The 21,274-nt window shown below is 69.9% G+C and carries 17 protein-coding genes; 7 read left to right on the top strand and 10 right to left on the bottom strand.

Going from position 1 to position 21,274, the window contains the following annotated elements:
* Window positions 1-259: 259 nt before the first annotated feature.
* Entirely contained in the window at window positions 260-2,524 is a 2,265-nt protein-coding gene (locus IH09_RS07125; protein ID WP_110952123.1) for an amylo-alpha-1,6-glucosidase, read from the bottom strand.
* 203 nt (window positions 2,525-2,727) lie between these two features.
* Here IH09_RS07125 and IH09_RS07120 point away from each other — a divergent pair, with 203 nt between their 5' ends.
* The 5 genes from IH09_RS07120 to IH09_RS07100 all read left to right on the top strand — a co-directional run bounded on the left by IH09_RS07120 (window position 2,728) and on the right by IH09_RS07100 (window position 9,070).
* A complete protein-coding gene (locus tag IH09_RS07120; RefSeq protein ID WP_240151048.1) occupies window positions 2,728-3,741 on the top strand; it encodes a LacI family DNA-binding transcriptional regulator in 1,014 nt (337 codons plus the stop codon).
* Between the two features lie 227 nt (window positions 3,742-3,968).
* Window positions 3,969-5,216 (top strand): sugar ABC transporter substrate-binding protein, encoded by a 1,248-nt coding sequence (locus tag IH09_RS07115; protein WP_110952122.1) that lies wholly within the window; start codon window positions 3,969-3,971, stop codon window positions 5,214-5,216.
* Window positions 5,213-6,385 carry a carbohydrate ABC transporter permease gene (locus IH09_RS07110; protein WP_240151047.1) on the top strand — a complete coding sequence of 391 codons (1,173 nt, stop codon included), beginning with the start codon at window positions 5,213-5,215 and terminating at the stop codon, window positions 6,383-6,385. Before IH09_RS07115 ends, IH09_RS07110 begins: the two co-directional genes overlap by 4 nt.
* Complete coding sequence (locus IH09_RS07105) at window positions 6,382-7,287, top strand: carbohydrate ABC transporter permease (RefSeq protein WP_052855232.1); 906 nt, start codon at window positions 6,382-6,384, stop codon at window positions 7,285-7,287. The genes IH09_RS07110 and IH09_RS07105 overlap by 4 nt, the downstream gene beginning before the upstream one ends.
* A gap of 94 nt (window positions 7,288-7,381) precedes the next feature.
* Window positions 7,382-9,070 (top strand): glycoside hydrolase family 13 protein, encoded by a 1,689-nt coding sequence (locus IH09_RS07100; protein WP_110952121.1) that lies wholly within the window; start codon window positions 7,382-7,384, stop codon window positions 9,068-9,070.
* A gap of 99 nt (window positions 9,071-9,169) precedes the next feature.
* Here IH09_RS07100 and IH09_RS07095 read toward each other — a convergent pair whose 3' ends face one another.
* From IH09_RS07095 to IH09_RS07080, 4 genes are all read right to left on the bottom strand, one after another.
* Complete coding sequence (locus tag IH09_RS07095) at window positions 9,170-9,856, bottom strand: ribonuclease H family protein (RefSeq protein WP_052855231.1); 687 nt, start codon at window positions 9,854-9,856, stop codon at window positions 9,170-9,172.
* A gap of 181 nt (window positions 9,857-10,037) precedes the next feature.
* Window positions 10,038-11,798 (bottom strand): oleate hydratase, encoded by a 1,761-nt coding sequence (locus IH09_RS07090; protein ID WP_052855230.1) that lies wholly within the window; start codon window positions 11,796-11,798, stop codon window positions 10,038-10,040.
* Between the two features lie 1,077 nt (window positions 11,799-12,875).
* Window positions 12,876-13,655, bottom strand: a complete 780-nt coding sequence (locus IH09_RS07085; protein ID WP_052855229.1) for a S1 family peptidase — start codon at window positions 13,653-13,655, stop codon at window positions 12,876-12,878.
* A 252-nt stretch (window positions 13,656-13,907) separates the two neighbouring features.
* Complete coding sequence (locus IH09_RS07080; RefSeq protein WP_052855228.1) at window positions 13,908-14,477, bottom strand: helix-turn-helix domain-containing protein; 570 nt, start codon at window positions 14,475-14,477, stop codon at window positions 13,908-13,910.
* 47 nt (window positions 14,478-14,524) lie between these two features.
* Here IH09_RS07080 and IH09_RS07075 point away from each other — a divergent pair, with 47 nt between their 5' ends.
* On the top strand, window positions 14,525-15,397 hold the full coding sequence (locus IH09_RS07075; protein ID WP_052855227.1) for a class I SAM-dependent methyltransferase: 873 nt from the start codon (window positions 14,525-14,527) through the stop codon (window positions 15,395-15,397).
* Between the two features lie 255 nt (window positions 15,398-15,652).
* Here IH09_RS07075 and IH09_RS07070 read toward each other — a convergent pair whose 3' ends face one another.
* From IH09_RS07070 to IH09_RS07060, 3 genes are all read right to left on the bottom strand, one after another.
* Window positions 15,653-16,150, bottom strand: a complete 498-nt coding sequence (locus IH09_RS07070; RefSeq protein ID WP_110952120.1) for a DinB family protein — start codon at window positions 16,148-16,150, stop codon at window positions 15,653-15,655.
* A 10-nt stretch (window positions 16,151-16,160) separates the two neighbouring features.
* Window positions 16,161-16,403 carry a transposase gene (locus IH09_RS36690; protein WP_446750522.1) on the bottom strand — a complete coding sequence of 81 codons (243 nt, stop codon included), beginning with the start codon at window positions 16,401-16,403 and terminating at the stop codon, window positions 16,161-16,163.
* Window positions 16,404-16,843: 440 nt separating this feature from the next.
* Window positions 16,844-17,089 (bottom strand): hypothetical protein, encoded by a 246-nt coding sequence (locus IH09_RS07060; protein WP_052855224.1) that lies wholly within the window; start codon window positions 17,087-17,089, stop codon window positions 16,844-16,846.
* A 488-nt stretch (window positions 17,090-17,577) separates the two neighbouring features.
* Between IH09_RS07060 and IH09_RS07055 the strand changes: the two genes are divergently transcribed.
* Window positions 17,578-18,168: a DNA-binding protein gene (locus IH09_RS07055; protein WP_052855335.1), complete on the top strand. Its 591-nt coding sequence runs from the start codon at window positions 17,578-17,580 to the stop codon at window positions 18,166-18,168.
* A 970-nt stretch (window positions 18,169-19,138) separates the two neighbouring features.
* Here the strand turns inward: IH09_RS07055 and IH09_RS07050 are convergent.
* Together IH09_RS07050 and IH09_RS07045 are read right to left on the bottom strand one after the other, a co-directional pair.
* Window positions 19,139-19,351 (bottom strand): DUF397 domain-containing protein, encoded by a 213-nt coding sequence (locus IH09_RS07050; protein WP_052855223.1) that lies wholly within the window; start codon window positions 19,349-19,351, stop codon window positions 19,139-19,141.
* On the bottom strand, window positions 19,348-20,184 hold the full coding sequence (locus IH09_RS07045; protein WP_172450388.1) for a helix-turn-helix domain-containing protein: 837 nt from the start codon (window positions 20,182-20,184) through the stop codon (window positions 19,348-19,350). The genes IH09_RS07050 and IH09_RS07045 overlap by 4 nt, the downstream gene beginning before the upstream one ends.
* Window positions 20,185-21,274: the final 1,090 nt, after the last annotated feature.

Below are 21,274 nucleotides of genomic sequence, written 5' to 3'. Positions count from 1 at the left end.
CGCCCCTTCCGGTCCCGCATCCTGGGCTCGGCGTTCTCCCGGCTGATCCCCGTCGCGTGCCCGGTGCGTACGGGCATCCCGTCGGTTGTGTAACAGCCCTGGTGGGACAGGTGTGAGCGGTCGGCTCCGGGCCGGGTGAGGTGCTGTGGCGGAGCGGACGGACGGACAGACGGGCGGACGGGCGGACATACGGCACGAGGCACGCCGATTGGCGGGGTGTGAATGACGGCGTGCCTCGTGCCTGCTGAGGGGCCGTCGCTCAGGCGGCGCCGGGGGCGGGAGCCTCGGTGGCAGGAACCTCGATGGCAGTGGCCTCGGTGGCAGAGTTCCCCTGATCGCCGAGTGCCGGGGCCTGCGTAACCACCTCCAGCGGCGCCGACGTACGCGTGCTCACCACACCGTCCGCGTCGACCGAGAGGGACAGCGGCTGGCCGGCCACGTTCAGGCCCGAGACGGTCAGCGGCAGCAGTCCGCCGGTGACCGGGCGGACCGTCAGGCGTCCGGCGGGCACGTCCGCCTCGATGCCGAGCAGGGCCTGGAGCAGGGTCACCGACGCGGCGGCGGCCCATGCCTGCGGGCGGCACGAGGCGGGGTAGGGGGCCGGGCGGGAGGAGGCGGAGCGGGGGGTGCCGGCGAACAGTTCGGGGAGGCGGGAGTCGAACGCGGGCCCGGCCGCGATCAGGTTCTCGGCGAGGCGGCGGGCGTGCTCGGGGTATCCGGCGCGGGCCAGGCCGTGTACGGCGATGGCCGTGTCGTGCGGCCACACGCTGCCGACGTGGTAACCGACGGGGTTGTAGCCGCCGTTGTCGGATGCGTAGGTGCGCAGCCCGTAGGCGTCGGCCATCTCGGGGGCGAGCAGCCGGTCGGCGAGCAGCCGCTCCTCCTCGGCGTCGAGCAGGCCGGTGCCCAGCAGATGGCCCATGCCCGAGGTGACGGCGTCGACGGGGCGCTTGTCGGCGTCGAGTGCGATGGCCGTGTACGGGCCGTGCTCGTCGGGCACCCAGAAGCCGGCCCGGAACGCCTCGCGCACCCGTGCGGCCCAGGTCCGGTAGCGGTCGGCCCCCGGGCGCCCGAAGGCGTCGAGCAGGGCGGCGCCGGCCGTCGCCGCCTCGTACGCGTACGCCTGCACCTCGCACAGCGCGATCGGGGCGGTGGCCAGGGAGCCGTCGCGGAAGCGGACCGAGTCGCCGGAGTCCTTCCAGCCCTGGTTGGCCAGGCCCGTGCCGGTGGAGTCGACGTACTCCAGGAGGCCGTCGCCGTCCGGATCGCCGTACTCCACCAGCCAGTTGAGGGCCGCTTCGAGGTTCGGCAGCAGTGCGGCGACCTCCTCGCGCGGCATGCCCCAGCGCCAGGCGTCGTGCAGCAGCGAGATCCACAGGGGGGTGGCGTCGATGGTGCCGTAGTACTGCGCCGGCAGCCGCTTGCCGTCCGCCAGCTCACGGGTCTCGGCGCGTACTTCGTGCAGGATCTTGCCGGGCTGCTCCTCGGTGGCGGGTACCGTGGCGCGGCCCTGGCGGCGGGCCAGGGCGCGCAGGGTGCCCGCCGCGAGGCCGGTGCCCAGTGGCAGCAGCATCCGGGCGGTCCACAGGGAGTCGCGGCCGAAGAGGGTGAGATACCAGGGGGCGCCCGCGCCGGCGAAGAGGTCGCCGGGGGCCTGCGGGTCGGCGAGCAGCAGGCGGGCGAGGTCCTGCTCGGAGCGGGCCAGCAGGCGGCTGAAGTCGGCGTCGGCGCAGGTGAGTTGGAGGTCGCGCCAGGGCCGGGCGTCCTCGGTCACCGGCAGGAAGGGGGTGGCGGAGTCGGCGTCGGCCCGGCCGGTCAGCTCGCAGTGCCAGCTCTCGCCGGGGGCGAGCGGGACGTCGTAGGCGAACGTGCCGCGGGTGCCCGAGACCGAGACGGCCGTGTGCGCATCGGTGGCGGTGGTGTGGGCCGACAGGGTCATCCGTTCGGTGCCCGAGGTCCACACCAGGCGGCCCGCGTCGGCGGCCGGCGCGACGGGCGCCGCCGCGGCGCCCGCCTTGACGGCCTCCATGGCGGCGAAGTCGCTCTCCGCTTCGATGCGGACCGTCAACCGGGCGGGCAGGGAACCGTAGTTGGTCAGACGTACGGTCTCGGTGAAACGGCCGGGGAGGACCGTGCGTTCCCGGCGCAGGGTCACCGCCGGGTCGGGGGTCCGCTGTGCCACGCCACGCAGTACGGCATCGAACGCGGCGCGGTTCGCGGACTCGGTGGCAGCGTTCGTCGCGGCGAGGTGCACGCCGTCGACGGTGACCCGCAGGGAGCTCAGGCAGCGCCGGTCGCCATGGTAGAAGCCGTCGACGTCCGCGCCGAGGTCGCCGTCGGGGCGTGAGGCCACGAAGGACGGTGCCCACATCGCGAGGACGGCGTCGTGGACGTAGGGCTGGCCGGCGGGCTCCGGGGCGGGGTCGGACGGCGGGCAGTCGTGCGGGCGGTCGGGTGTCTGCCGCACGTTCTGCGGCTGCGGCGAGGTCTGCGGCTGCTGAGAGGTCTGCGTCTGCTGCGTCATCTGGGCGGGACCTTCGGCCTTCTTCGTTTCCGGGGACGGCGTGTACAGTCGGCGGCGATTGAGCGGTTGGATCGATCCAATAGGCGATTGGATCGATCCAATCCCCTTGGATCGACACCGTACCCGACACATCGGATGGCGTTGAAATGGACGATGACGTCCCCCCCGGCGGGGTTTCCCGGCCCGGATCGCGGCCCGCGACGATGGCTGATGTCGCCCGTCGTGCCCAGGTCGGCAGGCAGACGGTCTCCAACGCGCTCAACAGTCCGGAGCTGCTCCGGCCGGAGACCCTGGCCCGGGTGACGGCTGCCATCGAGGAGCTCGGCTACCGGCCGCACGCCGCCGCCCGCTCGCTGCGGCGCCGGGAGTCGCGGACCATCGGCCATGCCCTGGAGCACAGCGCGGCCGGTCGGTCCAACGCGGTGCACGACCGGTTCCTGCACGCGCTGGCGGATGCCGCCGACGCGGCCGGGCACCGGCTGCTGGTCTTCCCCGTCGACAGCCATGAGCAGGAGATCGAGCGCTACGACCAGCTGCTGCGGGAGCAGGCCGTCGACGCGTTCGTCCTGGCCCACACCAGTGAGGCCGACCCCCGCCACCGCTGGCTGCACGGCAAGTCCGTGCCGTTCGCCGCCTTCGGCCGGTCCTGGGGCGAGCAGAGCTACGGGGACTGGGTGGACGTGGACGGTGCGGCGGGTACCGAGGCGGCGACGGAGCATCTGGCCGCGGCGGGGCACCGGCGGATCGGTCTGCTCGGCTGGCCCCGCGGGAGCGGCACCGGCGAGGACCGGGCCGAGGGCTGGCGCCGCACGATGGAGCGTCACGGGCTGCCGGTGCGCGGGCTGCGCGCCGCCACCGCGAACTCCACCGAGGAGGCGCGGCAGGCCGCCCGGGTGCTGCTGGACCGCGAGGTGACCGCGGTCGTGGCCCTGAGCGACACCCTGGCGCTCGGCTGCTACGACGTGCTGCGCGAGCGCGGGCTGCGGCCCGGCGCCGATGTGGCGGTCACCGGGTTCGACGACTCGCCCATCGCAGCCCTCCTCGATCCGGCCCTGACCTCCGTGGAACAGCCCCTGGAGCAGGCCGCCAAGGAGTGCGTACGGATGCTCCTTGCCCGGATCACCGAGCCCCGGCACCCCTATCGGCACCGGCTGCTGGCGCCCCGGCTGGTGGCCCGGGACAGCTCACGGCCGCCGGAAGCCGTCGCTCAGGGGTGACGTGAGCGCCGCCCGACCGGCACGCACCGCGTGACATCTCCCCCATTCACGGGATCTCTCCTGCCAACTCACCAGCAGCACCGGTCTTTCCCGCACCTTCTCTCCTCTGCACCGCGTCTCCTCTCCCCTGGAGCGCACTTCCCCGTCCCCGATCCGTCCGGGCCCCGGTACCCCCGGGGTCCCCCACACCCGTACCACCGCACTCGCACCAGCGCAAAGGAACGATCATGCGTCGCACCACACTCCCCCTCGCCGTCTGCGGACTGTCGCTCTCCCTGCTGGCCACGGCCTGCTCGTCGGGGTTCGACAAGAGCGAGGGCCCGGCTCAGGACAGCTCGGGCAAGCAGCAGCTCAAGATGCTCATAGCCACCTCCGGCAACGCCGAGACCAGCGCGGTCAAGGCGGCGGCCGCCGCGTGGGCGAAGGCCACGGGCAACTCCGTCACGGTGGACATCGCGCAGAACATCGACCAGCAGCTCGGCCAGTCCTTCGCGGGCAGCAACCCGCCGGACGTGTTCTACACGTCGGCCGACCAGTTCTCGACGTACGCCAAGGGCGGCTCGCTGTACGCGTACGGCGGCAAGCTCAAGGACCGCGACGCCTACAGTCCCGCGCTGACCCGGGCCTTCACCTACGACGACACGCTGTACTGCGCGCCCAAGGACCAGTCGACGCTGGGGCTGGCCGTCAACACCGCGCTGTGGAAGAAGGCCGGGCTCACCGACGCCGACCACCCCAAGACCTGGGACGACCTCGAAGCGGTGGCCAAGAAGCTCACCAAGGACGGGGTCACCGGTCTGTCCGTCAACGCCGACTACAACCAGCTCGGCGCCTTCTTCAAGCAGTCCGGCTCCTGGCTGACCAGCCCCGACCAGAAGAAGATGACCGCCGGTGACAAGGCCAACGTCGCGGCCCTGACGTACGTCAAGAAGCTCCTTACGGAGGGTGTGCTCAAGTTCCCGAAGGACCTGGATTCCGGGTGGGGCGGTGAGGCGTTCGGCAAGGGCAAGGCCGCGATGACCATCGAGGGCAACTGGCTGGCCGGTGCGATGCGCAAGGACTTCCCCGACACCGCGTACAAGGTCGTCCCGCTGCCCGCGGGCCCCGGCGGCAAGGGCACGATGGCGTTCACCAACTGCTGGGGCATCGCCGCCAAGAGCAAGCACCAGGCCGCCGCGGTGGACCTGGTCAGCGAGCTGACCAGTGACGGCAACCAGCTGAAGTTCGCCAAGACGGTCGGCGTGATGCCGTCGAAGAAGACGCTGCTGGAGACGTACAAGCAGCAGAACCCGGACTCGGCGGCCTGGGCGGACGGCACCGCGGCCGCCCAGCTGCCGGTGAACGCGCCCGGTATGCGGCAGGTGATGGCCCAGTTCAACACCTCCCTGGCGCAGCTCGCGAGCAGCGACCCGGCGAAGCTGCTGGCCGATCTGCAGAAGAACGGTGAGAGCGTCCTGGGCGGTAGCGGGCGATGAGCACCACGACCACGTCCGGGCCCGGGAGCACGTCCGGGCCCGGGACCGAGCCGGAGTCCGGTTCCGGGTCGGGCCGGGGTGCCGCCGCGCGGCGCGGTCCGGGCCGGGCCCGGGAGGCGCGCCGCGCGGGTAAGCAGGGGCTGTGGGGCTGGGTCTTCGTCAGCCCGATGGTCCTGGTGCTCGGGCTGTTCCTGGCGCTGCCCGTCGGCATGGCGCTGTGGGTGAGCCTGCTGAACTGGGACGGTCAGTCGAACCCGTTCTCGGGCGCGGCCGACTTCGTCGGGCTGGACAACTACCGGCACCTGTTCGCCGACGGCGGTCTGACCCGGACGCTCTTCATGACGTCGCTGCGCAACAACCTCTACTACGTGCTGCTGGTCGTCCCCCTCCAGACGGTGCTGGCGCTGGGTCTGGCGCTGGCCGTCAACCGGCGCCGGCTGCGGGGCAAGGGCGTCTTCCGTACGGCGTTCTACTTTCCTTCCGTCACCAGCTCCATCGCCGTCTCCACCGTCTTCCTCTTTCTCTTCCAGAGCAGCGGTGCGGTCAACGGCCTGCTGAAGTGGGTGGGTCTGCAGGGGCCCAGCTGGTTCACGGACGCGCGGGGGCTGGTGTGGGTGGTGCTGGGCTGGTTCGGTCTGGTCGATCCGGGTTCGCCGCCGGCGGCGCTGGCCGGTCACGGTGTGCTGGGGCTCTCGTGGTGGGAGTGGCTCTCGGGTCCCTCCGTGGCGATGTGCACGATCATCTTCCTGGTGGTGTGGACGACGTCCGGGACCTTCATGCTGATGTTCCTGGCCGCGCTCCAGGACATCCCGGAGGCGCAGCTGGAGTCGGCCCGGATCGATGGTGCGGGCCGCTGGCAGACGCTGCGTCATGTCATCCTCCCGGCGCTGCGGCCCGTTCTGTTCCTGGTGCTCACGCTCGGTCTGATCGGCACCTGGCAGGTCTTCGACCAGGTGTATGTGATGAGCCAGGGGCAGCCCGCGAACACGACGCTGACCCCGGCGTTCCTCTCCTACAGCCTGAGTTTCAAGGACGCGCAGTACGGGACGGGGGCGGCGATCTCCTTCGTGCTGCTGGCGATCATCCTGCTGATGACCGGTGTCCAGCGCCTGGCGCTGCGCGAGCGTGACGGCCGGCGGCGGCTGCGTCGGGGGAGGTCGGCGCGATGACTTCTCCCGCTGCGAAGAACCCGGTGCACGCGGGCCCCGCCGCCCGCTCGGTACGGCGGGAGCGGTACGCGAGGCTGCGGCTGGCCGGGACGCTGGTGATGGCGCTGGTGGCGCTCGTCTATCTGATGCCGTTCGTCCTCCAGGTGGTGACGACGTTCAAGACCGACGCGCAGGCGGCCGCCTCGCCGCTCGCGCTGTGGCCGAACCCGTTCTCGCTGGCCACCTACCGCCAGTTGTTCGGCGGGGGCGGGGAGGGGGTGCCGTTCCCGACCTGGCTGGGCAATTCCGTCCTCGTCGCGGTGGTGGTCACGGCGGGGCGCGTCTTCTTCGACTCGCTGGCCGGCTATGCCCTGGCCCGCCTGCGGTTTCGCGGGCGCGGGCTGCTGACCGTGCTGCTGCTCTCGGTGATGTCCGTGCCCGGTGTGGTGCTGATGATCCCCAAGTTCCTGGTGGTCCAGTACCTCGGTATCTACGACACCTATACGGCGATGATCGTGCCGCTGCTGGTGGACGCGGTCGGGATCTTCATCATGAAGCAGTTCTTCGAGTCGGTGCCGCGCGAGATCGAGGAGGCGGCCCGGGTCGACGGGGCCGGGGTGCTGCGGACCTACTGGTCGGTGGTCCTGCCCATGGCGAAGCCGGCGCTGATCACCCTGACGATCCTGTCCTTCCAGGGTTCGTGGAACGAGTTCACCCATTTCGTGGTCACCACGCAGTCCTCCGAGCACGCCACCTTGACCACCGGTCTCGCGCAGTTCGTCTCCGGCGGTCTGGGCGCGGGCACGCAGTACCCGCTCAAGCTGACCGCGGCGCTGCTGGCCACCATTCCGGTCGCCGTCGTCTTCTTCGTCTTCCAGCGCCACTTCGTACGGGGCGGCAACGCGGGGGCGCTCAAGGAGTGAGCACCCCGGCCCGGGTGGCGGGGCTTTCGGTCCCGCCACCCCGCCTTGTCCCGATGTCCCGCAACGCCCTTTCCCGGAAGGTCACCCGCACCGTATGACCCTCACCGCGGCCGACGACGCCGCCGTCGCTGCCCCCGCCCCTGCCTCTGTGCCTGTTGAGCTGGCGCCCTGGTGGCGTACGGCGGTGGTCTACCAGATCTACGTCCGCAGCTTCCGCGACTCCACCGGCACCGGCACCGGCGATCTGGGCGGTGTCCTCGAACGCCTCCCCTATCTGCGCCGGCTCGGGGTGGACGCCGTCTGGCTGAGCCCGTTCTACCCTTCGCCCCAGCACGACCACGGCTACGACGTCGCCGACTACCACGGCGTGGACCCGCGCTTCGGCGATCTGGACCTGATGCGCCGTGTCATCGACCGCGCCCACGGTCTGGGGCTGCGCATCGTCGTGGACATCGTCCCCAACCACTGCTCCACCGAGCACCCCTGGTTCGCGGCGGCCCTCGCCGCCGCCCCGGGCAGCCGTGAGCGTGCCCTCTTCCACTTCGCCGACGGCCGCGGCCGCGACGGCGCGGAGCCCCCCAACAACTGGCGCTCCATCTTCGGCGGCTCCTCCTGGGCGCGCACCACGGCCGCCGACGGCACCCCCGGTCAGTGGTATCTGCACTCCTTCGCCCCCGAGCAGGCCGACTTCAACTGGGCCGATGCGCGCGTCGGCGACTACTTCGACTCGGTGCTGCGGTTCTGGCTGGACCTGGGCGTGGACGGGTTCCGCATCGATGTCGCCCACGGTCTGCACAAGCAGGACGGCCTGCCCGACGACCCGCACGCGGCCCTCGACGAGAGCACCGGCGATCCGGTCAACTCCGCCGCCTGGAACCGCCCCGAGGTCCACGACGTGTGGCGCCGCTGGCGTGCGCTGACCGATGCGTACGAGCGGCGGGACGGGCGTGCCCGGGTCCTGGTCGGCGAGATCGGTGTCCTCGATCCGCGCGAGCTCGCCCGCTATCAGCGTCCCGACGAACTCCATCAGAGTTTCTTCTTCGAGTTCCTGCGCACCGACTGGGACGCGGTGGCCTTCCGCGATGTCATCGGCCGTGGTCTGGCGGCGATCGCGGCCTCCGGCTCCGGGGTGAGCTGGGTTCTCAACAACCACGACATGCCGCGCGCGGTGACGCGTTACGCGGGTGGTGAGCCCGGTGGCCGCCCCGGCGACACCGCGCTCGGCGAGCGCCGGGCCCGTGCGGCGCTGCTGATGATGCTGGCGCTGCCCGGCTCCGTCTATCTGTACCAGGGCGAGGAGCTGGGTCTGCCGGAGGTGGTCGACCTGCCGGCCGAGGTCCTGCAGGACCCCATGTTCCACCGCTCGGGCGGTGCCCGGCGGGGCCGGGACGGCTGCCGCGTCCCGCTCCCGTGGAGCGGGGCCGAGTCCTCGTACGGCTTCACCACCGGCGCCGCCCCCTGGCTTCCGCAGCCGGACTGGTTCGCCGCCTACGGGGCCGCCGGGCAGGAGCACCGGGGCGATTCCACGCTGCATCTGTACCGGGCCGCCCTCGCGCTGCGTTCGGCGCTGCCCGGTCTGCGGGACTCGGACCTCACCTGGACCGGCGCGCCGGACGCCGCGGACGGTGTGCTGTCCTTCCGCCGGGGGCGTCTGCTGTGCACGGTCAACTGCGGTCCGGCTCCCGTCCCGGTTCCCGAGGCGGCGGTGCTGCTGCTGTCCTCCGACCCGGAGCCGCCCGTCGGGAAGCAGCCGACGGATTCGGCCGCTTGGTGGCTCGTTTAGCGGCCGGTGGTCCGGCGCGCGGCACCCGGACCGGCGGCCTTCCTCCGGCCGGGTGGCGGCGGGTTCCGGGTGCCGGCCCGCGGTGGGGCGGGTGCGGTGTCAGTTGTCGCGGCACTCCGGGTGGCCCCATCCCTGGGTGCCTTTGGCCACCTGGACTCCCGCCTCGTAGGGGCTGGAGCAGCCACCGCACCGGCCGGGGAACTTGGCCTTGATGGTGGCGCCGCCCGGCCGTGTGCGGCCCGGCTTCCTGTCCGGTTTCCGCTTCCCGGCGGCGGACTTCTCCTGCGACTCGGGGCGCGGTTCGGGGATCGCCGGGGTGCCGTGGGAGGTGCCTGCGGGCTGCTGGGTCACGGCGGCGTCGCCGGCCGCCCGGTCGGCGATCGCGTTGAGCGGGTCGCCGTCGACGCGGTGCGCCGGCACGTAGCGGAACTCCACCTCGCGGCCCGCCAGCAGGGCGTCGATACGGACCACGAGTTCGCGGTTGGCGACGGGTTTCTTGGCCGCGGTCAGCCAGCCGTTGCGTTTCCACCCGGCGATCCACTTGGTCACCGCGTTCATCGCGTACTGGCTGTCCATCCGGACTTCGAGGCGGGCCGCCGGGTCGGTGGCCGCCAGCAATTCGGCCAGGGCGGTCAGCTCGGCGACGTTGTTGGTCGCCGTGCCCAGCGGGCCCGCCTCCCAACGCTGCGGGCGTCCCTCGGCGTCGGCGGCGACCCAGGCCCAGCCGGCTCGGCCCGGGTTTCCCTTGGACGCGCCGTCGCAGGCGGCGATGATGCGATCAGACATCCCCCGATCATGCCAGTGCCCGCCGGATGGCGGCGAACCGCGCACGGCCCGTCCGCCGGGGCGGGCGTCGTACCGGCCCGTCGGCCACGGCACCGGGATCTTCGTTCGTGGCCGCGGAACCATGACCGCGGCCACGCACGCAATTCCCGGCGCCGTGCGCCACGGAAGGGTTATGAACGGGCTACTGGAGGAGTTGGTACTCCCTGAAGAGGTCGTCGATCTCGGTGTCGTCGATCTTCTTCAGCAGCAGTTTGCGCAGCAGCGGCGGTCCGGGCAGATGGATTTCCTCCCCGTCGCGCAGACGGCTGGTCGCGGCGAGGAGTTTGCGGACGTCGTAGGTGGAGTTGAACACCTCCGGGACGCCGCGTTCGATGCCGAGCAGGGTGTAGACGGCCTCCATGGGCGTACGTACCGAGTATTCGGTGGTGAAGATGCAGTCGCGGCCCGATTCGGCGAACTGGCCGATGAACGCGAAGTTCACCGATCCGGCGGGTACGACGTCGGGACGGTCACCGGCCTTCCGCGGCATGAAGAACGAGGTGACGTAGGGCATCATCACCGGCACCGTCTTCGCGCCGGTCGCGGCGATTTCGGGAATCTCCTTGACCGGCACGCCCAGGTGGTAGAGCCATTCCTGGGTGATCTCCTCGCCGGTGCATTCCTGCATCGGCTTCTTCACGTAGTCGCCGGGCTTTTCGACGAACAGGGCGTAGACCCAGGCGACGATCTGGTCCTTGGGCTGCTGCTTGAAGTGCGGCTGCCGGTTGACCGTCCAGCTCATCAGCCAGCTGGAGTCCTTGACGGTGACGATGCCGCCGGTGACGACCTTGCCGCTGAACGGGTCACGCTTGCAGATCTTCTGGATGTATCCCGGAATGCGCTTGTCGAGTGTGGTGACGGTGGCCGATTCCCATTTGGTCTCGGGGATGTGCGAGCCGAACACGTCGGGGTGGCCGAACGAGGGGTCCTTCGCCGCGATGCTGCGCCACAGGTCCCAGGCCGGGGCGGGTCCCTCGTCCAGTACGGCGGGGGTGCGGTGGTCGCCGCTGTGGGAATTCTCGGTGAGTGAGCCGATGGTCATGAACAGCAGGTCGTCGGGCCCGAGGTCGACGCCGCCCTTGGCCCCGTCCCGTTCCCAGTGGATGCGGGTGGCCTGCTTGCGGCCGGGGCTGATGTCGAAGTCGACGTCGGTGACCTCGGTCGAGAACTGGAACACCACGCCGTGGTCGAGCAGCCAGGTGCGCAGCGGCAGTACGAGGGACTCGTACTGGTTGTACTTGGTGAATTTGAGCGCGGAGAAGTCGGGCAGGCCGCCGATGTGGTGGATGAAGCGGTGCAGGTAGAGCTTCATCTCCAGGGCGGAGTGCCACTCCTCGAAGGCGAACATGGTGCGCCAGTACATCCAGAAGTTGCTCGCGAAGAAGTCCTTGCCGAACACCTCGTAGATGCGCTTGCCCTCCATCTCCTCCCGCGAGGCGAGGAAGACCTTGACGATCTCCTTCTGGGCCTTCTCGCTCAGGGCGAACAGGCCGCCGGTGTGCGCGTCCTCGCCGCGTTTGACGGTGGCGCGCTGGAGCGAGTAGTTCGGGTCGTCCTTGTCCAGCCAGTAGAACTCGTCCAGTACGCTCGCGCCCTCGACCTCCAGCGAGGGAATCGACCGGTAGAGGTCCCACAGGCATTCGAAGTGGTCCTCCATCTCGCGGCCGCCGCGGATGATGAAGCCCTTGTCGGGGTCGTCGATGCCGTCCAGGGCGCCGCCCGAGATCTCCAGCCGCTCCAGGATCGTGATCTTGTTGCCCGGCATGTGTCCGTCGCGGATCAGGAAAGCGGCGCCGGCCAGTGCGGCCAGGCCCGACCCGACGAACCAGGCGGTCTTGTCGTCGACACCCTCGGGTTTACGCGGCCGCGCAAACGCTTCGTAGTTGCCACTGCTGTAGTACATCGTTCTCGGACCTTTCACCTGGTTGGCTGGCGCGGCCGGTCGCCGCTCTTCGTGGACGTAGCGCCACTCACCGCTACGGAACGGCTTTTCATTTCCGCTGGAACAGCACCTCGGCGGTGCCGAACTGCCGTGTTATGTGCAGGACAATGGCGTGGGGAACATGTGGGGAACCCCGCCTGGATACTCTCGTGAATTTTCCGGCGTCACCCGGCATTGCCCGGTATCGCCCGGCGTCGCCGGTCGGCGCTGTGCACGAACCCGTTGATTGGCTCTCCCCGTGGGAACAGTGCCGGCTACCGGCAGGCTCGCGCAGAACTCTCCGGTCGGTACGGGAAGTCCGCTAAAGGCCAGTTAAAGACGGGGTGCGCCGCCGCAGTCGCGGGATCCGAATGCCATGGGAGAGGCCGGTCCGGCACCGGAATTTCTTGATACCCAGCGCCATTACCTGCGCGGCATCAGCCATCGTGGCCTCCTGAAGCCCGCAGCGGCCTGGCCTCCTGCCATGCCCGCCCGGCAACGAGTTAATTCCTTGCGAATGGTACTCCCCTTCGACCGTAAAGCATCTTTCAAATACCCGGAAGCAGGCGATACGGTCCTCAGCGCCCGCTTCACCGCACGGCGCGTGAGTACGCAACGAAAAACCTCGGATGCGAAGCGCCCGCAAGTCGAGCCATATGCACGGCGTTTCGGGCCGGTAAGGAACGCCCGGCCGTTGGGAGGCAATGCCGGGCCTTCGCCGGGCCGACCGCCGCGGCAGCGGCAACGGCAGCGGGTCGACGGCCACGGGGGTGGTGGTCAGGTCCGTATGACGTCGCGTGAGGCAGGAGGGACGGCGCGGGAGATCCGGGACGCGGACGCCCCCGCCTCCGTGGTGTGGAGGCGGGGGCGTCGGGCTGCCGGTTCTCGTCCGGCCGGCCGTCGGTAAGCGCTGCGTCAGTGAGGGCGCGAGCGGCGCCGTGCTCATCAGGTCCACCGGCGCCGGCCGCGCCCGGATGCCCGCGGCGAGGGGGCGGCAGCCCTCGGCGTACGGGCCGCGGCCAATCCCGGCGGGTCGCCGGGGACCGGCCGCCTCTGCTGCTACGTGACGGGGAGGCCCAGTCCCGCGGCGATCACGCTGGCCCGGGTGTAGACGGAGACCGGGTACTGGTCGTCGCAGTACTTGTTGCCGGTGGAGACGACGCCGATCACCTTTCCGCCGGCGACCAGGGGGCCGCCGGAGTCACCCGGGCAGGTGCTGTCGTGGGCGCCGGCGGCGGAGACTCCGCACACCTTCTGCGCGTCGGACTCGCCGGGGTCGGTGAAGGGTTCACAGCTCTTGAGCGGCGCCAGGGTGAGCACGGCCGACTTCAGCCGCGTTCCGGGGGTGTTCGGGGCGGTCATGCCCCAGCCCACGGTCTTCGCGGTCTTCCCGAAGGTGTAGAGGGCCGAGTCCTTCGGGCCCGCCACCGGCAGCGGGGCGTACGGCATCGGCGCGGAGAGGGTGATGACCGCGGCGTCGTAAGTGAGCGTGCTCTGGACGAACTTCGGGTGGACCTTGACCGAGGCGACGTGCCGGACCGTCCCCTTGGTGCTGCCCGTGTCGGTGCGCCCGCCTATGACCAGCAGGTCGCGGGGCGCGGCGGCGTCCTTGATGCAGTGCGCGGCGGTGAGCACCTTGGTGGGGGCCACGAGGGTGCCGCCGCAGTACTGCTTGCCCTCCGGCGTCTCGATGAGCATGGCGTAGGGATGGTCCGCCACGGTGGTGTTCTGTCCGCGGTGGATGGCGGCGGCCGGTGCCGTGGTGGCCGCGAGGCCGGCCGTGGCGAGCACGCAGGCGGTCAGTGCGGAAGCTGCGGTACGCCGGTTGAACGTGAACATGTGATCCCCTCAGGGCGCAGCGCGCGGCCCGGTGGCCGCGTGTCCTTGCTGTGGATCATGACGTGGGGATGCGGGGCGGGGTTCCCTGACCTGGTGATTCCGCCGCCGCGTCCCGGTGCGGTCTTCTGGCCGGTCCTGCCCGCCGTCACTCCGGCCGGAGCGCGGAGCGGGGCGGACTGCGGGTAACCGGCGACTGGTGGCGGGCGGTTCGGTGGGCCGGGCCGGGCGGTTCAGTGGGCCGGGCCGGGCGGTTCAGTGGGCCGAGCGGAGATGGGTGCGCTGTCCGTCGTGGTCGAAGATGCCCAGGATCTCCGCCGGGCCGCCGTGGGCGCCCATGGCGTGCGGGATCATGGTGGAGAACTCCGCGGCCTGGCCGGCCTCGACGAGAATTCTCCGGTCGCCGAGCAGCAGGACGAGGGTTCCGGACAAGACGGTGAACCATTCCTTGCCGGGATGGGCCCGCAGCCCCGCGCCCCCGGTCGGCGCCGGCTTGGTGACACGTATCTTGGCCACGGTGGCGCCGGGCTCGCGGCCGAGCCGCCATATGGTGAGCCCCCGCGCCGCGTCGTGCCGGGGCCGAATGACCACGTCGTCGTCGGTGGCGGACTCCACCAGCTGGTCCAGCGTGGCGCCCAGGGCCCGCGCGATCGAGGTCAGCTGGTCCAGGCCGATCCGCCGGTGGCCCGTCTCGATGCGGCTCAGGGTGGACGGGCTGAGGTGGCAGCGGGTGGCCAGTTCGTCGAGTGACCAGCCCATGGCCGTCCGCAGTCCCCTGATCCGCTTGCGTACCAGTGCGTCGAGATCCCCATCTTCTTGCGTCATACGCAAGATGCTATGCGATGGACGCAAGCGCCTCGTAGGGTCGAGGCATGGCACATCAATCACACCGGCATCACCACAGCGCATCCGAACCCGGCGAACCGCACATGGCCGCGCTGCTCGACCTCGACGCGGAAGTCCTGCACGCGCACCTGTCCGAGGCGGCCGCCTGGCTGGCGGACCTGACCGGGGATGTGCCCGTGCGGCGGATCCTCGACCTGGGCTGCGGCACCGGCGCCGGCACCTTCACCCTGCTCCGGCACTTCGAGGAAGCCGAGGCGCTCGCCGTGGACGCCTCCCCGCAGTTGCTGCACCACCTCCGGGACCGGGCCCGCGACCTCGGCGTGGCGGACCGGGTGCGCACCGTCGAAGCGGATCTGGACGCGGCGTGGCCGGCCATCGACGGTATGGACGTGGTGTGGGCGTCGGCGTCCCTGCACCACCTGGCCGATCCCGATCGCGCACTGCGCGAGGTGTTCACCGCGCTGCGCCCCGGCGGGCTCCTGGCCGTGGCCGAGCTGGACGGCCTCCCCCGTTTCCTGCCCGACGATCTCGGCATCGGCCGCCCGGGGCTCGAAGCGCGCTGCCGCGCCACGCTGACTCACCGGCAGGCCGGGACACTTCCGCATCTGGGCGCCGACTGGGGACCGCACCTGTCCCGCGCCGGTTTCGCCATCGAGGCCGAACGGCCGGTCACCATAGCGCTGGAACCCCCGCTCCCCCGGTCCGCCAGCCGTTACGCCCAGACCGTACTGAGCAGCATGCGCGCCGGTCTCGACGGCCTGCTGAGCACCGACGACCTCTCCGTACTCGACCTGCTCATCGACGACGACGGACCGGAGAGCGTGCTGCGTCGCGGCGATCTCACCGTCCGCACCGAGCGGACGGTCTGGCTGGCCCGGCGGCCGGCGGTGACGGGCTGACGGGCTCGACTGTCAGCCACAAGCGGCCTTCTCTTCCTCTTTTCGGTGCCGTCCGGCTGGCTGCTTTTCGCACCACCAGCCGGACGCCCCTCCCCCTTTCCCCCTGCCTCCCCCGGGGAGAAAGGGACCTCGCGGCCGGGATTCCGATCGGCCGGTCGGCCGTGAGGCGACTAGGTAACTGATCGTTTCAGTATGAGTTGAGTTCTGGACCTCGCGTTCGACGATCTTGGTCGGCGCAGCGGAGTGGCTCTCCCGTCAAGTGAGAACCAACCTCTGCCTGCCGTCGATGAGTTCGCGCACGGCGTCCAAGTGGCCGGCGTGGGTGGCGGTCTCGGTGATCACGTGCAGGATGACCTCGCGCAGGTTGTCGAGGCGCCAGTTACCGAAGAAGTCCGGCCACCAGCTCGGGGCCGCCTCCAGGTCGGCGCCGGCAAGGAAGGTGTCGGCGAGCTCCGCTTCCTTGCGGTAGAGAGCGAAGACCTCCTCGGCTGTTTTCTCCGGGGCGGGCTGCCACGCGTTCTCCCCGGACCTGAGGATCTCTTCGATCACCGCTTGCTCCCCCGCGGCGACCGCGCGGAACCAGAACTTCTCGTCGTCCAGAGCGAGATGGTGCACCAGTCCGAGGCATGTCCAGCCGGACGGTAGAACCGGGCGCCGCAGCGCCTCCTCGTCCAGGCCCTCCAGGATGCCCAGGACGTGCTCGCGCTTGCTGTTCAGGACGCCGAGCAGCGTCGTCAGTTCGGTGTCAGCCATGGGCCGGACCCTATGCGGCCCCACTGACATCCGGCCCGTGCAGGCGAGGCCGGTCGTCGGTCTCCGTCCAGTCCCGCAGCCGACGCCAGGCCGTAACTCCGGAGCAGTCCACGCTCTCGGCAGGGACGTCGCGCCAGGCGACACCGGTCCGTAGCGCGTACATGATGCCGGCCAGGGCTGCCCGGTCGGGAACACGCAGCCGCCCGGGGTAGCGGCGGCGCCGTTCGGGAGCGGGTGGTACCAACGGAACCACCCGCTCCCACAGGTCGTCAGGAACAAGATCAGTACGCACTCCGGACGCCCTGCCGACCAAGATCGCCGAGCGCGATGCATACGGCTCAACCCATTCTGAAAAAACGATCAGTAAAGGGTCAGCGCGGTTTCGCGTGCGCGCTTGCCTGCTTGTGGAGTTTCCGTACCGCGGCGAACTGCCGCTTTTCGCGGACGGTCGCCAGCCTGAGACGTGTGTACTTCCGGCGCCACCGCCACCCGGAGGGACGTTCAAGGAGAATGTCCGATCCCTGCACGGCGACCGCGACGGCGGGTATGCCGAAGTCCTGGTCGTAGACGAGGGATTGGACGGGAACGTCGTCGGCTTTGCCGAAAACGGAGGCGTAGATGGTCGCCCGCCGGGGCGCGGCCGCGGGGCCGCGCGCCGGGGGGCGTGCACTGTCCCCGTCGGATGCCGGATTTCTAGGGGGCGCCACGCCGGGACACCTCCCGCAGGGCGCTCGCCAGACGGTGCGCCGTCTCGACGCTGCACCGGCCGAGGTCCACGAGCGCGGTCGTCCGGCCGGCGCTGGTCGCGATGTCGGTGGTGAGGGACGGCAGGGTGATACCGGCGTCCCGGAGTGCGGCGGCGAGAACGTCGCGCGCCTCCTGGGCGTCCTTGGTGATCTGCCGCCAGTCCTCTTTGTTCTGCGGCTCTTCCGTCAGCATGGGTTACCTCCGTCATACGGTGGGATCGCCCGCTCACTGCTGACGCCCTTTCACGCGGCAGACGCTGCACAGGTCCGGGCCGGGCGGCGGGCGCCCCGTCAGGTCTACGACGGCCGACATTGTCTCTGATCTTTCGGAGCGAGAGGACCGAACCGGTCAGGCGGTCACCCGCCGCTCCTGCCGCCGCTGGCTCGTTTCGTGCAACTGATCGTGACGCACCCTGGCGGACGTATCTCCGCCTGGGAACGGACAGTTGGGACGTCGGCCGGTAAGGTCGCAGAAGTCCCAAAAGGGCTAGCTCAGGGGGTTGGCTTGAACACCGCCTTACGGTCTGCAATGAAGGACGCGCGCCTCTCACCCCGCCAGCTCGCACACCGGGTGGGGGTATATCCATGAAGCAGGTGCAACGATGGCTTGAGGACGCCGGCCTGACACCGCACGCAGAGAACCGCGCGACGACCGCGAGTGCGCTGGGAGTGGACGAAGAGATGTTGTGGCCAAAAGCCGTGCAGGAACGCATAAAGACCGGGAATGACCGCGAGTTGGTGCGCAGCTACCCCTATCGGTCCGCCTGCCCGTCTCCGGTGTGGGCCGAATTGATCGATTCGGCCGGCACGGACATCTTTCTCGCGGGGTACACGAACTACTTCTTCTGGTCCCAGGTGCCACGTTTCGCCGACACTCTCCGCCGAAAAGTCGAGAGCGGCTGCCGCGTGCGGTTTCTGCTGGGAGACCCGGGCTGCGAGATCACTCACCAGCGTGAAACGATTGAGAACGTGGCGTTGTCGGTCTCCACCCGGATCAAGATCACCCTTGAGAACCTGGACCGGCTCGGACCGCTCCAAGGGCTGGAGACAAGGTTTTCCGCTCCGCTGGATGCGGCGAACCACGTAAGCCTGTCCGTCTTCCGCTTCGACGACGACGCCCTCGTCACGCCTCACCTCGCGCGCCTGGTCGGCCATGATTCACCCCTCTTGCATCTCCACCGCCGCGAATCCGGGGGCATGTTCGACCGTTTCGCCGAGCACATCGAAGAGCTGTGGGAAAAGGCGGAGCCGGCGCGCGTCGCTACGGAGTGAGTCCGCCGTGCCTCTCCCCTGACGGCCGTATCCCGCGCAGGGCTGCGAACCGGCGCCTACGAGCCGACGCCTGCGAGCCGGTGCCTGCGAGCCGGTGCCAGGCGGCGCGGCTGTCGGCCCCCGGGCGGGCAGCGGAACGGGAAGGGGGCACCTCCCGCCCCGGGAGCAAGCGGCGCGCCCTCATGCGCCGGAATGCGGGCACAGCGGGCAGAGAAGGTCCTGATTCACGGATTTTCACGGAGAGCCCGCAAGATTCACGAAGTTCACGCCGAGCCCCGTTGCTGTCGTCCTTCCCGTCACGGGGCGATGAACCCATGCAGAGCGAAGGAAACGAAGCCAGCACTCCCGAACTCGAACTCCGCTAGCGGGGGCTGCACTTGACTGTGCGAAGCATCCCCGGTGCGCTCCCCGGAACCGTCCTCGCCGCCGTCGTATCCGCGCTCTCCGCCGTCGCATGGTTCCTTGGCCGGTAGGGCGCGCGGCGCAGCCAGGCAACGGCGATGGTTCTGGCCCGCCCGCTGCTCACGCGTTGGGCATTGAAAACTGCCGTGCCTGTATCTGCGGTGGCTCATCACTCCGGAACGGTGGCTCTGGAGCGATCGCAGGCGCGGGGCCGACGATTGGGTCGACGACGTTCGCGACGCGCTCGCGGGACCATCCCCGCAGGCGCGGGGACAACACTTCCTGAGCTGGGACTTTACCGGGTGGGGTGGCCGTTTTCATTCAGTTGCTATTTGGGCGGGCTGAGAGGATCAGTCCGTCGAAGTCCACGGGTTGCCAGCGGTCACGGCCTGCGGTGGGCACCGCCCATCCCTGTTCACCGAACGCTCTCTACCAACCGTTCTGCACGTCTGTCCCGTCACCACACATGGAAGCCCAAAGGCGGAGCCCCGTCGTCCTGTTCGTGGGCGGCGGGGCTCTTCTCGTCCCTCGTCCCGTCCGTCGGGAAGCCGGAGGGGACGAGTAGCGGCTACGCAGACAGTTCGCCCGTCTTGACGCTGCCGACGAACGTGGACCAGGCGGCCGGGGCGATCCTGAGCACGGGGCCGTGCGGGTCCTTGCTGTCGCGGACGGGGACAGCGCCGGTCACGGCGGTGGTGATCGGTGACCACTCGACACAGGTACCGCCGCTGCCGCTGTAGCTCGACTTGACCCAACGGAGGGAAGGGGATTCGGACGTCACGGGGTGCCCTTTCGAATCTGGTTGATCATGGCCACAGACTCCGCCTGCGACAGAGCTTCTGTCTGTAGTTGATGGTATGCCCTCACCAACGGACGTACGGAAGTGATCTCACGCTCCAAGTAGCCCTGCGTCTGCGACTCGACGTACGCCATCACGGCCCGGTCCGTCAGCGTCAGAAGATTCACCGACCGGTTGAACGGGCGTTGCTCTCCCATGGCGTAAGGGGCAACTTGCAGCGATGTGTTCGGCTGCTCTGCGAACTCAAGCAGTCGGCACAACTGCCTTTCCATGCCTTCGGGGCCCCCGATCGGTCGGCGAATGCAGCTCTCGTCCAGTACCGCAAACACCAGGGGCGGCTGTGACCGCGCGAGCGCGGCTTGCCGCTCTATCAGGAACTCGACTCGCTCCGCCGCCTGTTCGGCTGTGATGGAACCTCGTCGGACGTGACCCGCCTCGATGGCCGCCGCGTACTCGCGCGTCTGAAGCGGGCCGGGAATCAGACCCACTTCAAACAGCCGGACTTCTTCAGCCCGAGCCTCATACCCGACGTACTCCGGGAAGCCCTCCAACAGCGCACCATGCCGGATCTCAAGGTACGCACGTTCGAACGTATCTGCCGTGCCCGTCAGGCCGAACGCCACGTCAGCACTGCGCGAGAAACGCAAAGATGGCATCTTTCGACCAGTTTCGACCGCCGAAACGTGCCCGCTGGAGAACCCCATCAGCTTGGAAAGGTCTTCTTGCTTCCAGCCGCACGCCTCCCGCAACCTGCGTAAACGTGCACCGAACGCTGCCTGCGGAGAGCTGTCCGGGTTCAGCTCTTTCCGGTTCAACAGGTACCCCCAACTTATCTGGCTGCTCAGCCACGTTGATTGAGCTCAGCCTCTGGGCCACCCTAACTCCACCCGGTAGTGGAAGCGCTACGGAGAGGAGCGGACCTTGTCCCAGAAGCACACTCCCCCCGAACCACGCAGCGGACAACTCGACTCCCAGACCAACCGATTGAATGCGCTCATAGACGCCGGTGGGTTCTGGCGACTGGTTCCGGAATGGGCCCCGCGCACCGGATACACCACACCAACACGCCGCGCTCTGCCCGTAGTTGACACCGGACTGCAGAGGCGGCCGGCCGATGAGTGACCACAGGTCCCCGGCAGTGCGCCTCCCAGGCGTCGGTCCTGCCCCCATGCACGGCTGCCGCATCTGCTACGCGGCCGTACGGGGCCGGGCCGCCGCGTGGGCACGAGGTGATGCCCGTGGTGTTCGGCGGTACGACGAGCTCATCGGGGAGCATCCGCATAGGCGTGCCCCCCGACCGGAGGGGAATGGCGAGAGTCGCGAACACGTGGAACTGCCCCCCGACTTCGGTCCAGAGGGCTGTCCCGACCCGAGCTGCTGGTTCAAGGCTCCGCCGAATCGGGCGGATGACCGCGACAGCGCGACCCTTGCCGAGTTGCGCGAGCGCGTCCGGGCGGACTGCGAGAGCCGGCGTCGGCTCGGTCCCCTGGGGCGGACGCTGTGACGGCGCACGGGCCCGCCGCGGAACCGCCCGAGCCTTCCGCCGATCCGTTCGCGGGCACTCCGTACGAGGGCAGTCCCGAGGGGTGGTGGACGCCGTACGGCGGAGCGCTGGATCAGGCGTCGGGTGTGGTGCACATTCCGCAGGGCGCGCGTCGGCACGAGCCGCCGGGACGGCCGCCGTTGCCGGTGCGGAGGGGCCGCAGGTTCGGATGGGCCGCGTTCGTTTCCGCGGTCCTCCTGTGCTGCTTCGGCGTGATCGCCCTGGTGCTCGCCGGCCGCCGATAAGACTCCGCCCCTGCCGGACGTCGCCGAATTCGGGGCTCCCCCGCTTTGATTCGGAATCCCGGCAGGGGCGGATACCCCCGGCCGGTCATGCGGCCGGTCTCCCTGCCGATAAGAACG

Source organism: Streptomyces celluloflavus (assembly GCA_000720995.1).
Taxonomy (GTDB): Bacteria; Actinomycetota; Actinomycetes; order Streptomycetales; family Streptomycetaceae; genus Streptomyces; species Streptomyces celluloflavus.
The sequence above is the reverse complement of the archived record's forward strand: the minus strand, read 5'-3'. Positions and strand labels throughout refer to the sequence as shown.